Annotated in this window: 14 protein-coding genes; 11 read left to right on the top strand and 3 right to left on the bottom strand. The window is 48.8% G+C overall.

Annotation, left to right across the window (positions count from 1 at the left end):
• Positions 1–69 precede the first annotated feature (69 nt).
• From AC14M5_RS22570 to AC14M5_RS22520, 11 genes are all read left to right on the top strand, one after another.
• Positions 70–3,099: a helix-turn-helix transcriptional regulator gene (locus tag AC14M5_RS22570; protein WP_484031980.1), complete on the top strand. Its 3,030-nt coding sequence runs from the start codon at positions 70–72 to the stop codon at positions 3,097–3,099.
• Between the two features lie 121 nt (positions 3,100–3,220).
• Entirely contained in the window at positions 3,221–3,730 is a 510-nt protein-coding gene (locus AC14M5_RS22565; protein ID WP_484031979.1) for a cupin domain-containing protein, read from the top strand.
• 82 nt (positions 3,731–3,812) lie between these two features.
• A complete protein-coding gene (locus AC14M5_RS22560; RefSeq protein ID WP_484031978.1) occupies positions 3,813–4,553 on the top strand; it encodes a hypothetical protein in 741 nt (246 codons plus the stop codon).
• 18 nt (positions 4,554–4,571) lie between these two features.
• A complete protein-coding gene (locus tag AC14M5_RS22555) occupies positions 4,572–5,513 on the top strand; it encodes an NHL repeat-containing protein (RefSeq protein WP_484031977.1) in 942 nt (313 codons plus the stop codon).
• Between the two features lie 17 nt (positions 5,514–5,530).
• Positions 5,531–6,376 (top strand): class I SAM-dependent methyltransferase, encoded by an 846-nt coding sequence (locus AC14M5_RS22550; protein WP_484031976.1) that lies wholly within the window; start codon positions 5,531–5,533, stop codon positions 6,374–6,376.
• 2 nt (positions 6,377–6,378) lie between these two features.
• On the top strand, positions 6,379–7,137 hold the full coding sequence (locus AC14M5_RS22545) for an alpha/beta hydrolase (protein WP_484031975.1): 759 nt from the start codon (positions 6,379–6,381) through the stop codon (positions 7,135–7,137).
• Positions 7,138–7,157: 20 nt separating this feature from the next.
• Positions 7,158–7,778 carry a hypothetical protein gene (locus AC14M5_RS22540; protein WP_484031974.1) on the top strand — a complete coding sequence of 207 codons (621 nt, stop codon included), beginning with the start codon at positions 7,158–7,160 and terminating at the stop codon, positions 7,776–7,778.
• A gap of 47 nt (positions 7,779–7,825) precedes the next feature.
• The gene (locus AC14M5_RS22535) at positions 7,826–8,914 is read left to right on the top strand and encodes an endonuclease/exonuclease/phosphatase family protein (protein WP_484031973.1); all 1,089 of its coding nucleotides are present in this window, start codon (positions 7,826–7,828) and stop codon (positions 8,912–8,914) included.
• A gap of 484 nt (positions 8,915–9,398) precedes the next feature.
• The gene (gene serS / locus AC14M5_RS22530) at positions 9,399–10,670 is read left to right on the top strand and encodes a serine--tRNA ligase (protein ID WP_484031972.1); all 1,272 of its coding nucleotides are present in this window, start codon (positions 9,399–9,401) and stop codon (positions 10,668–10,670) included.
• 92 nt (positions 10,671–10,762) lie between these two features.
• Positions 10,763–11,284: a DUF456 domain-containing protein gene (locus AC14M5_RS22525; RefSeq protein ID WP_484031971.1), complete on the top strand. Its 522-nt coding sequence runs from the start codon at positions 10,763–10,765 to the stop codon at positions 11,282–11,284.
• Between the two features lie 182 nt (positions 11,285–11,466).
• A complete protein-coding gene (locus AC14M5_RS22520; RefSeq protein WP_484031970.1) occupies positions 11,467–11,757 on the top strand; it encodes a hypothetical protein in 291 nt (96 codons plus the stop codon).
• 320 nt (positions 11,758–12,077) lie between these two features.
• Here AC14M5_RS22520 and AC14M5_RS22515 read toward each other — a convergent pair whose 3' ends face one another.
• Genes AC14M5_RS22515 through hepT form a run of 3 tightly spaced genes read right to left on the bottom strand, consistent with a single transcriptional unit; the run spans position 12,078 to position 14,225 of the window.
• Positions 12,078–13,079, bottom strand: a complete 1,002-nt coding sequence (locus AC14M5_RS22515) for a M42 family metallopeptidase (protein ID WP_484031969.1) — start codon at positions 13,077–13,079, stop codon at positions 12,078–12,080.
• Positions 13,076–13,801, bottom strand: coding sequence for a Type 1 glutamine amidotransferase-like domain-containing protein (locus tag AC14M5_RS22510; RefSeq protein WP_484031968.1), 726 nt, complete (start codon positions 13,799–13,801; stop codon positions 13,076–13,078). Before AC14M5_RS22510 ends, AC14M5_RS22515 begins: the two co-directional genes overlap by 4 nt.
• 10 nt (positions 13,802–13,811) lie before the next feature.
• Complete coding sequence (hepT, locus tag AC14M5_RS22505; RefSeq protein WP_484031967.1) at positions 13,812–14,225, bottom strand: type VII toxin-antitoxin system HepT family RNase toxin; 414 nt, start codon at positions 14,223–14,225, stop codon at positions 13,812–13,814.
• Between the last annotated feature and the right edge of the window lie 112 nt (positions 14,226–14,337).

Here is a 14,337-nt window from a genome sequence, read left to right as displayed (position 1 = left end):
GACAAATACCGCTTGTATTCCAATCAAATCGGACGTATATTGTATTAATTCGATTTGATTGGATGATCCATGGATAAATCCGTTATCTGTCCTGTATTCATCGGCCGTGAGGACGATCTCCAATTGTTGGATCGTTTGATATCACAAGCGAACAACAATCACGGTCAGATCGCTCTGATTTCAGGCGAGGCCGGGATCGGAAAAACGCGATTGGTGGCGGAGGCGAAAGCAAGGGCCCAACAGGGGACATTGATCCTGGAAGGACATTGTTTTCAAACAGAGACAATTCTTCCTTACGCGCCAATCCTTGATTTATTTAGAACTCTTTTTATCGTACAATCCGCGGAAGAAATTGTCCGTGCCATGGGGTCATCGGCATCTGAACTTATCAAGCTATTCCCCGATTTGGCCTCTTATCTACCGCACCTGACTTCAACGCCTGATCTTGATATCAGGCAGGAGAAACAGCGTCTCTTTCAAGCCGTCACACAAGTGATCAGCCAGGTCTCGCAGATCCAACCCCTGATCGTCATTTTCGAAGACTTACATTGGAGCGATTCGGCCAGCCTTGAGATTCTTCTCCTGCTCGCACGTCGCATTTCATCACAATCCATCTTCTTGATTGTCAGCTATCGAAGCGAGGAAACAACCCCGGAGTTGACGCATTTTCTCGCTGAGCTGGATCGTGAACGACTCGGCGCTGAATTTGCACTTAAGCGCCTGCGTCCAATGGAAGTGGATGCCATGTTGCGCGCGATTCTCGACTTGAATACCCCAGTGAGCAAGGAATTTCTCGATACGATCTTTCCGCTGACAGAAGGAAATCCATTCTTTATCGAGGAAGTTCTGAAAGCCCTCATTGCTGAGGGAGATATTTTTTATGCCGATGGAATATGGGATCGAAAAGAGATCAGCCAGTTGCGCATCCCTCGCACGATTCAAGACGCAGTCCGGCGGCGTACGCAACAACTGGATGAAAACACCCTCCGTGCCCTGACTCTGGCGGCTGTTATGGGACGACAGTTTGACTTTCGATTACTTCAACATTTACTTGGGGTTAATGAAGAAGAACTGCTGTCAACGCTCAAACGTCTGGTCGGCGCTCAACTGGTAGTGGAAGAATCGGCTGATCAATTTGCATTTCGCCATGCGTTGACACGTGAAGCCATTTACACGACGATGTTGCTGCGTGAACGTCAGAATGTGCACAAAATAGTGGGGGAAACGATAGAGCATTTGTACTTGGAATCCATCAACTCGCACCTTGCAGACTTATCGTATCATTTTTATGCGGCTGGCGCATGGCAGAAAGCCCTGGCATATTCGCGGCAGGCAGGTGATCGAGCGCAGAGCCTATACGCGCCGAGGGAGGCTGCTGTTTTTTACTCACGCGCGCTCGTTGCCGCACGCCAGCTCAAAACGGGTATTGACCCTGAGCTCTTATGCGCCCGAGGCAACACCTATGAAACTCTGGGTGATTTTAATTCAGCCCATGCCGATTTTAAGCAAGCATTAACTATTGCCAAAGACCAGAAAAATGGAAAGACAGAATGGCAGACCTTGATCAATCTCGGTTTTCTCTGGGCGGGGCGCGATTATCAGCAAGCGGGTAGTTATTTTCAACGCGCCTCTGAAATCGCCCGCAAGTTGGAAGATTCAATATTGCTTGCGCATTCGCTTAATCGTTTGGGAAATTGGCATGTCAACGTTGGCAAACCTGTTCAAGCGCTGCAAATTCATCATGAAGCCCTGAGTTTATTTGAAGCCCGGGGGAACAGAAAGGGGATTGCCGAAACACACGATTTATTAGGAATGGCGAATTTCATCCATGGTGATCTGGTTCAAAGCGAAGTCCATTACACCCAGGCGGTTCAATTGTTTCGCGAACTGGATTTCCGGGAGGGACTCGCTTCCACACTGCCCTCGATGATCTTGAATAGCGCACACTTTCAATCTGGCATGGCAGTGCTGGCAAAGACGGACCGCGGACAGATATTACGCCTTGGCGAGGAGGCGCTAAAAATTGCCCGTGAGATCGGCTGGCGTTCGGCTGAAGCATATGCGCTCATCTGCCTGAGTAACTATTTTGGTGTAACCGGCAATTATGCGAGAGCTTTTGAATTTGCCGAAGACAGTCTCGCCATTGCGGAGGAGATTGAACACAGCCAGTGGATTACATGTGCCCACTACACCTTGGGCATACTTTATCTTGACGTGATTGCAACGAGACAAGCCCGAGAACAGTTCGAAAAAGCCCTTAACCTTGCCAGACAAATCAAGTCACGCTGGTGGATTACAAACATAACAGGGTATTTGGGGTTTGTTTATCTTTCTGAGAAGAACGACCAAAACGCAGTCACCGTATTGGAGAGTGCCCTCGAAATCCCAAACGATTCTATCCTGAAGGCTGGAACGGACTTGCATACCGAGACGTTGGGACAGCGTCTTTGCTGGTGTGCCAACGGAGAACTTGCCCTATTCCGAAATGACCCTGTGACTGCTTTGCGAATCGCCGACCAATTACTGGCGTCCTCCGCGAACGCCTCGGGCGGAGGCGTCATCCCTCGCGTCTCCCTGTTGCGTGGTCGAGCCTTGATCGCCCTCCAGCGCTATGCAGAAGCTGAGGAGACGATCCTTGCAGTGCAAAAGGCTGTGGAAGCAGAACAGGAGAAGCCATTACTCTGGCGTACTTACGTGGCACTGGGAAGCCTCTTCCAACTTGAGGCTCGCCCTGAGGAGGCTGCCAGCGCGTTTGCCGCGGCGAAAAATCTCATCGAGGTTTTATCGGCAAGCATCCCCGACCGCGAATTGAGCGAACACTTATCGAAACAGGCGTTGACGCTTCTTCCCAAGCCGCCAACATTCACTTCGCGCCAGACTGCAAAAATGGAGTATGGTGGTCTCACCGCGCGCGAGCGCGAATTGGCTGTATTGATTGCGCAAGGAATTTCAAACCGCGAGATCGCCAACGAACTGAGCCTCAGTGAACGTACTGTCGAGAATCACGTCAGTAATATCCTGACGAAACTTGGCTTCACTTCACGGGCGCAGATCGCAGTCTGGGCTGTGAAAAAAGGATTGGGGAAAGAAAAAAACTGAGTACTCCATAATTTAATAATTGAGTGTTTTCTACGATGGCAAGCCATCTCCTTTTTGCTTTAATGAGATCAGGGTTGAGATGAATTATCCACGTTTACAAATATTATCAATGGAGGTCAAAATGTCTGCAAAAATATTGTGGAAGCCTAACACGCTGGCTGTCTTTGCTCTGTCTATGATTACAGTGCTGATTGGTTCAATGTTTCTAGTCAGTACAGTCCGCGCTACCCCGGGTTCTGGAATTACCCCGGAAACGCTCGCCTCAGGGAATTTATCTGATCCGATTTCGGCTAAATTCAAAACGGAATCTGGAAATGTACATACTGACGTTTCCAAGACCACCCTGATCAAATATACAGTTATTCCCGGTGGTGTATTCGGATGGCATCAACACGGCGGACCACTCTGGGTAATGGTGGCTTCTGGCAGTCTGACTTTTTATGATGGCGGTGATCCTTCCTGCACCGGAAAGGTTTACCCGGCGGGCAGCACCTTCATGGATCCCGGTGACCATACACATAACGCAAGAAATGAAGGCAGTGAGAATCTGGTGATCTATGTGGTCTTCATGTTGCCAGAAGGTGGTATACCGCGCATTGACGCCCCTAATCCCGGAAACTGTTCCTTTTAATAGAAATGGAGTGTAGCCTTCCCTCGCAAAGGAGGAAAGGCGCAGATTCCCACCCAATGTCCACGAACATGACGGAGACTTCATGAAGAAAGCGACTATTGTTCTTGTAGTGATGTCGTTTCTGACCTCCTGCGGGCCTAAAGAATCGTGGGATTATGTTGTGATCGGGGACAACATTCAACTGCTCAGCACTGTAGTAAGTCAATATGCCGCGCATATTGAGGGAGATCAAAGAGTTGAAATCGTCATTCACGATTATTCGGCAAGATCACATTCCGCATCAGCGATATTGCGATATATGAAATATGACGATGAATTTCGCGAAGCAATTGCCGAGGCTGAAGTTATCACACTTAATTGGCACGTGGCATCGGCTGATTTGCCCGAGTCGAATTTCATCAAAGGGGAATGTGGAGGTGCCGATAACCAGGACTGTCTGCGGGAAGGCTACGCCAAGACCAAAGAAGACTGGGCGAGTATGCTGGAAATAATTGCATCTCTTCGAAATGGTTCGCCGGCCATTGTGCGTATTTTGGTGGTGGGGGATTGGGCTAATGAAACCGGTTTCTATGGCAAGCAACTTTCAAATGAACAAATGCAAACCTTCAACTCATATTTCGTTGACATGCAAGATTTCATCACCGTCGACGCAGCTTCACGAGGAATACCTGTTCTACTGGTTTTTCCCGATTCATACTTTAACGATGAAATCCCACCCGTTGATTACTTCCTGGCGGATGGCATCCATCTCTCGGATTTGGGAAGCAAATTAATTGCCGATGGATTGAGCCATCTTGGATATGAGTCGATTGTATTGAAATGACTTCATAAGGAGCGTCCAATGAGAAAGTCAATGACCTTATCCTGGCTCTTGCTTGCTAGTCTGCTCACTGCTTGCAGTCCAAGCCCTGCGACGCCAGCCCCGCTCATAAGTCCGGTTGATTTTCTTTTGAGTATATCCGGCGATCCGAATCTCTTCAGTGTCCCTGTCGGAGTGGCTGTGGACAAAGAAGGCAATCTGTATGTGATGGATTCAGGGAACTCTCAAATCCAGAAATTTGATTCGGAGGGCAACTTCCTGCTTGCCTGGGGCTCCCGAGGGATAGAGGATGGGCAATTCAATATCAATAATCATGGCGGGGGCCGCGTTGCTGTCGATGGTCAGGGAAATGTCTATGTGAGCGATTCCAATTATCGGATTCAAAAATTTGACAACAACGGTAAATTTCTGCTCTCTTGGGGAGGCAAGGGAAACGGAGAGGGTCAATTCTCTTTCAGACTCAGCCTCGCCGCCGATTCGCAGGGAAACGTCTATGTAGCCGACTATGAAAACCACCGTATTGAAAAATTCGACAGTAATGGCAAATATCTTTTGCAATGGGGCGGTAAGGCTTCAGGCGATGCAGAACTTTTTGGTCCGATTGGCATAGAAGTGGATGAAAACGGAAACGTATACACTGTCGAATTCCTCAATGGTCGAGTTCAGAAGTTCAATGGGAATGGCGAAGCATTATCAAAGTTCTTCATTCCCGCGAAAGACGACAAGATTGCCTCGTCAGGTGATATTGCCGTTGACTCTCAGGGGAATATCTACATCACGGACTGGGCAAATATGCGCGTTGTAAAACTGGATAACGACGGAAATCCACTAGCTGTTTGGGGGGAAATGGGAACCGGGGATGGGCAGTTCAACGAACCGTGGTGTATTGCGTTGGATGGACAGGGGAACATCTATGTTGCGGATTCCGTCAACGGTCGCATTCAAAAGTTTCAACTGAAATGACTCAAAAGGAGAACCTAATGAACGAGATAACCCCTGAAATGGAATCCCTCAAGACTCGCCTGAAAGCCACATGGATGGCTGGCGACTATGGACACTTTGCCCAATATCTTGAACCCGGCGCGATGGAATTCTTATCACGCATCTCCATTGAGCCAGGCACGCGCGTGCTCGATGTGGCTTGCGGCGCTGGACAAATATCAATTCCCTTGGCGCGAGCTGGGGCAAAAGTCACTGGCATTGATATTGCCACTAACCTAATTGAGCAGGCATGCACCCGTGCGCAAGCTGAAAATCTGGATGCTCGATTCGAAGAAGGCGACGCCGAAGTGCTGCCTTACGAAGATGGCTCGTTCGATATCGTTGTCAGCCTGATCGGTGCCATGTTCGCGCCCCGCCCCGAACTGGTCGCAGCTGAATTGAAGCGTGTCTGCCGCCCGGGTGGAAAGATCGTTATGGGCAACTGGACCCCTACCGGATTCGTCGGGCAATTGTTCAAAATCCAAGGCAAGCATGTGCCGCCTCCCGCTATCATGGCGCCGCCCCCGAAATGGGGGGATGAGGAAACCGTGCGTGAACGATTCAAGGATGGGATTTCGCATCTTAAACTAAGCCGACATCTATATCCATTCAAGTACCCTTTCCCACCCTCCGAAGTAGTTGAGTTCTACCGCACCTATTACGGTCCTACCCTGAAAGCATTTGCCGCGTTGGATGCCGAAAAACAACCTGCCCTGCGGCAAGACCTCGAACAATTATGGATGGAGCATAACACTGCAACAGATGGAACAACTACGTATGAGTCAGAGTATCTTGAAGTAGTAGTCATCCGAGAGGAGTCACACAACAAGCAGAAAGGAATTTAGTGATGAAGAATCCCCTTCACATCGCCTTTTGTATGCTCGCCGCTTTAGTGACTGCTTGTCAGCCTGCAACACAACCGCCCGCGCCAATACAGATAACCGTCCCGCCAGCGACCCCAATCGTACAAACTACAGCAATACCCGGCGAAGCTGTTTCCTTCACAGCCGAGGATGGGCTTCAACTGGCTGGCACATTATTTGGAGCAAGTTCAAACACTGCGATCATTCTCGCTCACGAATCCACATTGGAAGAATCTCGCTGGCATCCGTTCGCCAGTTATCTGTCGGATCAGGGCTATATTGCGCTTGCCTTTTCCTACCGCGGCTTTGGAGAGTCAGAAGGAGAGATTAGCCAGAGTCTTATCGCCACAGACCTGAAGGCCGCGCTTGCTTTCCTGCGCGAACACGGCTTCAAGCGTATCATCTGCATCGGTGCGAGTCTGGGTGGCATTGCCTGTGGAAACGTTACGCATGAGCCTGATCTCGTTGGACTGGTAATTGTTTCTAGTCCACTGGGAAGCGGAGCCATCGAATTAACTTCCGGCGATTTCGCCGACCTCACCTATCCTAAACTCTTCATCGCGGGTGATATGGATTTTGTGTCAGGTGTCCCTGAGGGCGTACAACAAATGTACGACTGGTCACCGGAACCGAAACAGATCAAAATCTTCAACAGCGCAGAGCATGGCATAAGCTTCTTTCAATCGTCGTATGCGAACGAATTTACGATTTTGCTAATGGAATTTATTCAGAGCATTCCTTAATCAATAATTTGGAGGTCACCATGTTTACAAAAAAGCTAATTCAACTTGTAATCGGTTCCGTCTTGGCCATTTTCTTATTGACTGGATGTGGTAATTCTGCCGCCATATCTACACCTGTTCCACCAACAGTCACACCAACCGTGTTACCAACAATTCCTGCTACACCTGCCGACATTTGGCAAGCATTTATATCCAGCCGATACAACTACTCAATGAAGTACCCAGCCAATTGGCTTGTGACTGAAAGCGAAGGGGAATGGGAAATTAGCGATGTGCTGTATCCCAGCGAGCCGGGTGTTGATACATTCCGTAAACTTAATGCAAATGACATTGTGTCAGTTGGTGTTCAAGTGTTGACAAGCCAGACTGCTCTGAATGAATGGACGAAAACGAACACTGATTTGATCCATTCACAACTCAGTCCCTGCGGTGAACCTGAATCACAGACTCAGGTCTCTCTGGCGGGAGAACCCGCCGTGCAGTTGACTTACCACTGTACCGATGGGTACTATCTTATCTGGGTATTTAATGTGCATGATGATAAGGGTTATATAGTCCTGTGGGCTTCACGCACAGGAAACGAAGCAGGAGATCAGATCATGTTTGAGCAGTTTCTTTCAGGTTTTGCGTTCACTGACTAAAGCGGATTCGAGAGACAGAAACAAATGTCGCATCGCTCATCATTCCCATGAACATAGACATTGCCCTCTTGATTGCCCTGGCACTGCTTGGTGTTTCATGGGCATTTTTCCGCCTTGCCACATTTCATCCGCCTGATCTTCAACGGAAACGAGTAAATTCCTCCACTACTGCTCCTATAATCAAGCGAGGACAAAAAATCAAGGTACTTAGTTGGAATGTCCAGTTTATGGCGGGCAAGAATTACGTGTTCTGGTTTGATATGCTTGACTTGAACGGACCTGACGACCGCCCTTCAAAAGAGGACATCACAAAAACATTCGATGCAGTCGCTCGTGTGATTCGCGACGAGAATCCGGATGTTGTTTTGTTACAGGAAATTGCGCACGGACATGCCGCTACCGATCACGAAGACCAACTATCCCGTTTGCGATTACTCCTGCCGGCTGAGTACTCTTGTTGCGCGTCCGCGTTCTATGTGAAAGCCGTCTATATGCCGCATCCACGCGTACGTGGGTCGGTAGGAATAAAACTTGCCATTCTCTCTAAATACAAAATCTCAACCGCTTTAAGACATCAATTACCTCTGATGCCAAATGACACACTCGCGCAATTGTTCAGCCCCAAACGAGCGATTTTGGAAGCGCGCCTGCCAATTGAATCGGGCGGTGAATTTGTTTTACTCAATACACATCTTGATGCTCTTTCGCAAGGAACCAATACATTGGCGCGCCAGGTCGGACATGTGGATTGCCTATTAAACGATCTCACCCGGTCACAACTCCCCTGGATCATTGGCGGTGACTTCAATCTGCTGCCACCTGATAATGCAGCTTATTATCGTTTATCAGAAATCCAAAAAACATATTATGAACCCAATACCGACATCGCCCGCTTATACACAGCGCATCAAGCGGTTCCCAGTTTAGCCGAAGCCAGTGGACCCAATTACGAACAATGGTTTACTCACTTCCCAAATGATCTTGCGCCAAGCAAACTTGATAAGACCCTTGATTATTTTTTCTTCTCGAAAATGATGCAAGTCCACGCTCACTATGTCAGGCAAAGCGATACACTATCGATTTCTGATCATATGCCTTTGATCGCGGAATTTCAACTCCCATTAGATGCATTGTGACTTTGGGCTTTCTTTCGTGCAATAATAATTTTTGCCTTGAGCCAAGAGATTGACAATCTCACCAGCTTGCGTATAATCTCATCCAATACAGACCAGCGCGAAGACAAGTAATCATGCAACTGTTCAGAGAGTCGTCGGTAAGTGCGAGACGATCAGCCAGATGATGAAATCCCCTTCGCCAGGGTCATTCTCGCAGAGGTGTGTGCAGACTAAAGTCCACGCTCCATAAGAGAATCGGGAAACGCCCGTTATCGCGTACTCCGAGGCTGACCCCCACCCAGCCTCCCCCATTTTGAAAAAATGGGGGAGGTGTCCGAAGGACGGAGGGGGGCGGCAAAAGCAGGTGGCACCACGAAACGCCCCTTCGTCCTGCAAATGGACCGGGGCGTATTTTATTGCTTGGATGACAGACAATAGACCACAGACCGTAAGTAGCGGTCAATTGTCCATGGTCTATCGTCCATAATGCACACGGAGGTACAACATGTTGGATATCAATCTGATTCGCGAAAAACCTGAAGTTGTCCGTAAGGCGCTGCAAGACCGCCAGCTGGATGCATCCCCCATAGATGCGATCCTAAAGTTGGACGAAAAGCGCCGCGCACTGCTCGGACAGGTGGAAACGCTCAAGGCCGAGAGGAACACTGTCTCAAAGGAGATCGGGCAAATGAAAGATGCAACAGCCCGACAGTCCAAGATAGATGCGATGCGCGTCGTGGGCGATCACATCGCGAAATTGGATCAGCAGGTTGCGGAGGTCGAATCCGAATTGAATGGAATTACTTCCACGCTTCCAAACATTCCCGATGAGCGAACTCCATACGGAAAAAGTGAAGATGAAAACGTGGTGTTGCGCACACTTGGCGAGCCGCGTAAATTTGATTTCAAACCGCTTCCACATTGGGACCTTGGGCCTGCGCTTGGCATCATTGACTTTGAGCGTGGCACGAAGCTGACCGGCTCGCGATTCTACGTGCTGCAAAAAGCGGGCGCACGTTTGCAGCGCGCCTTGATCGCATGGATGCTTGACCTGCATATCAGGCAAAATTATCAGGAACAGTATTTGCCGTTCATGGTGCGGACGGCCACCGTGTATGGCGCGGGTCAACTGCCGAAGTTTGCCGATAATTTATACAAGGATCATGAGGAAGATCTATATTTTGTGCCGACTGCTGAAATCCCACTCACAGGCTTGCATATGGACGAGATCCTCGATGAAGCATCATTGCCGAAGTTATATACAGCTTACACGCCTTGTTTTCGCCGTGAAAAGATGAGTGCAGGGCGTGATGTGCGCGGCATTAAACGCGGACATCAATTCGATAAAGTGGAGATGTATATTTATAGCAAGCCCGAAGACTCAGAAGCCTTGCACCAAAAAATGTTGAAGGATGCGGAGGAGACTTGTGCGCTGCTTGATATTCCTTATCGCGTAAAGCAATTATGCACAGGTGACATTGGCTTCGGTGCGACGCTTACCTATGATCTCGAATTGTGGGCGCCTGGCTGTGATGAGTGGCTTGAAGTTTCATCGATCTCAAATGATACAGATTTTCAGGCACGCCGCGCGAACATCAAATATCGTCCTGCGGATGGCGGCAAGGCAAGATTCCTGCATACACTGAATGGTTCAGGCTTGGGTCTGCCGCGTACGTTAATTGCAGTCATGGAAAATTACCAGCAAGCCGATGGCTCGATAGTTGTTCCTGAGATATTACGCCCCTGGATGGGCGGCATTGAGGTCATCAAGCCATAACTTGAAAAAACTTAGAGGGTTGTTATCCGTACATGACATCGGGAGTTATACTTGCTTCCGATGTCGTATTTTAACAAGGAGACTTCATAACCATGGACCCTGCATTCTGGGAACTTTTTGCGCAAGTAGCTTTGGAATCGTTGACTTTATTCGTCCTACTGGCAGGTTTGTTCGGGCTGTTGATCCCTGTCTTCCCCGGATTGACGATCATGTGGCTCGGCACACTGATTTATGCACTTGTACAGGCGGCCAATGACAAAATGACCTGGGTGGATTGGGTGCTGTTTGCGCTGATTACCCTGCTCATGATCGGTGGCAATATCATAGACAATATCATCATAGCCAAACATGTGCGCGATAAGAACGTACCCTGGAGTTCGATCCTGTGGGCCTTTGCGGCGGGAATCGTTGTCAGCATTATGTTCACACCCTTGGGCGGCATGATAGCCTCACCTGTGGGATTGTTCCTCGCCGAATGGCGGCGTTTGAAGGATAGATCGACTGCCCTCGCTAATACCAAAGCATGGATGACGGGCTGGGGTTGGGCCATAGCAGCAAAGCTTGGGATCGGTGTTATTATGATCGTGTTCTGGATGTTATGGGCTTGGTTATAATTTGTAGCACCATTTCAAAAGTGTCATCCTGAGCGTAGCGAAGGATCTCTCCTCTCGGATGTATGAGACTCTCACCTGCACCGAACGCAGGTACGGTGTCGGTCGCGAAGAACGCTCCCTCAGAGCGACACACCATTTTTGACATTACTTGCGAATAAATAGTATAAGAAAAGGAGAAACAAATGACCACATTTACAGAAGTTCTAACAATCATCGGGTTCGTGATCCGCGCATTAGGCTTTGCCCTCTTGGGATTTGCTCTTGGGCGCTTCACAATGGATGCTTATAAAAAAGCCGCCTGGCAGTTACAGATCGCACTGGCAGTTGGTTTCTTTGGCCTGCTGGTTGGTCTCACCAACTACTCCAGCCCCGGTTCAATGGGCATGTTCGCCCTCGGCGCCGGCGCGGCCATTTTCATGTCCCTATCGACAAAGAAGGAAGACGATGGCGAAGCATCAATGAAAAATAAATAGACCGTGTCATCCTGAGAAAGCGCGTTCGTCGCGACCGAAGGGTCTACGTTTACTGTGCCAGAGATGCTTCGGGCGAAGAGCGCCCTCAGCATGACATAAGGGGAGTATGGCGGCTAATAAGAAGAAAAGGGTTTGACAACTAAACTGTCAAACCCTTTTGGTTTTGATTTTATTATTTTTTCGCGTTTTGTACGACTTTGATCAACATTACTTTGAACTTATCTCCCGCTGTATCTTTCCCAATCCCAATAAATGAAGCCATCTGCAGGGGTGACCCGCCAAGCGGGCGCCAGTCGTCCGATGGGAATGAAGGGTCGCCCCTACAATATGACTGGCTTGCTCAACATTGCCGTAAGCAATTTCAAAGCATTCTTCAAATCGTTATAATCCACCATCTCTGAAGCCGAGTGGACATAGCGGCACGGGATGGATAATGCACCCGCCATGACACCAGAGCGTGATATTTGGATCTCGCGCGCATCTGTGCTTCCTACCAACAGTACTTCGCGTTGATATGGAATCTTCGCTTTTTCTGCGGTCTTAATCATCCAATCCACAACGCGCGGGTCTGCCAACATACCAGGGTCACGGAATTTCACGCACGGACCCTTGCCAAGTTCCATTACCATTTTCATCGAAGCGGGGGTATCCCCAGTAGCGGTGACGTCAATTGCAATGCCGATCTCAGGGTCGATGCCATACGCCGCCGCGCCCGCTCCGCGCACACCAACTTCCTCTTGTGTAGTGAAGACAAAATATAAGTCATTCGGTGTGGAGTTAATCCCGCGCAGTGTTTCGATCAACACCGCCACACCTGTGCGGTCATCCATGGATTTGGCAACCAGCCGATCTCCCATTTCCATATATGATCTTTCAAAAGCGGCGAACTCACCGACCTTGACCGGGCAATCCTCTTTTTTGGTAGCGCCTACGTCAACGTACATTTTGTTGATCGGCAGGGCATTATCCATTTGCTCAAGGCGGTCATACCCAACGATGCCTGTCACCCCGTTCATAAAACGGACTCGTGCTCCAAGCGTATATCTGCCAAATGTCCCGCCGACGTTGGAAAAACGCACAAACCCTTTCTTATCAATATGGCTGGCGATGATTCCGATCTCGTCCATGTGCGCGGCGAGCATGATGCGTTTTGGATTCTTGGAATTCTTTGCAGGTTTCTTGCGTACGATCAAACTGCCGAGCGCATCCACACGCACTTCATTCGCGAGCGGCTTAACTTCTTTCAATATCACCTTGCGGACCGCGTCTTCAAAGCCTGATGGCGCGAAAGTTTCAGTGAGTGTTTTGAGCAATTGCTTCATTGATGATTCCCTAAAGAAATTTTTTCACCAGCATTATAGGTTTTTCTTCCATTTTTTGTGAACACATGCGCCTGGGCCTTTCCCATCACAGTCCATTCTCCGCCAAGCTTCCCAACAATGGCTGTATCTTCATCAATTCCCAGTAGTATCTCGCCGCTTCTCAATCGGCGGCGTAGGGTAAAAAGGAGTGGCTTCCATATCACTGGGAATGAGTTAAAGTGCGGGATGATAAATGCAGCAGACACAGTTCCAAATGTAACAATGGAACGCAAGCCCATCGCGCGAAAATCAGGGATTTCCTTCCCAAGGATCATTGCGCCTGCCGAACAGCCTGCATATACACCGCCGCGTTCCCAAACCTTTTGAGCCGCCATCCACACCAAACTATCCTTCATGGTTTCATGAAGATATGCAGGATTGCCGCCTGAGAAATAGACCACATCCGCTTCTTCCACCGCCGCCGCATGTTCCAGGTCATTGGCAGATTTCTCATCGATAACGGGAACAGCTCGAACGTCGGCCCCAAGGCGGGTGAAATGTTCCACACCCATTTTGGACCAGCGAGTCACGCTTGCATCACCTTCCTGTCCCGCTGCAGTTGGCATACAGACCACGCGCGCTTTGCGCCCATTCGCCCCGCAATTTGCAAGCAGATGTTTATCGACATCATCCATCACAGAAAGATATTCACCAGAACCGAGTAAAGCGATTAATCCGTTCACTTGACGATCCTTATAAGAAAGCGGCGAAGGCTGTCTTTAATTCTTCCAAATCATTGAGTTTACTTTGTAAAACGTCGTGAACGATTTTGCGGTCCACTTCCAGATAATCATGCACAAGAATGTTGCGAAAACCGATCATGCGTATCCATCGTTCACGTAGGTCGATAGAGATATATCTTTTTTCTTCGAGCAGCATGGCGATGTCGCTATAGGAATTGACTTCGCCCAACCCAAGCGTGGAAATAATGTGATTGCCAATGTCTGTAGTCGTTTCGATTGCCAATTGCAAAAATCTTTCCGCGCTGCCGTAATGTTCGGGGTTGGAGAGAAATTCATCCAGTGAGTATTTTTGAAGCCCGCGTAAGATTTCCAGGTATTCATCCAGACTGTTTAATCTTTTACGTATCACTTCGATCTTAACCATTATGCAATATCCTTTGCTTATATGCTTCGCGCTGAACTTTTAAGTAAGGCAAAAAATCAAAATACTGACGAAGGGTAAGCGAAAAAAAGGAGCCTGCATCAAAATCCTTGGT

This window comes from Candidatus Villigracilis sp. (assembly GCF_057083605.1).
The sequence above is the reverse complement of the archived record's forward strand: the minus strand, read 5'-3'. Positions and strand labels throughout refer to the sequence as shown.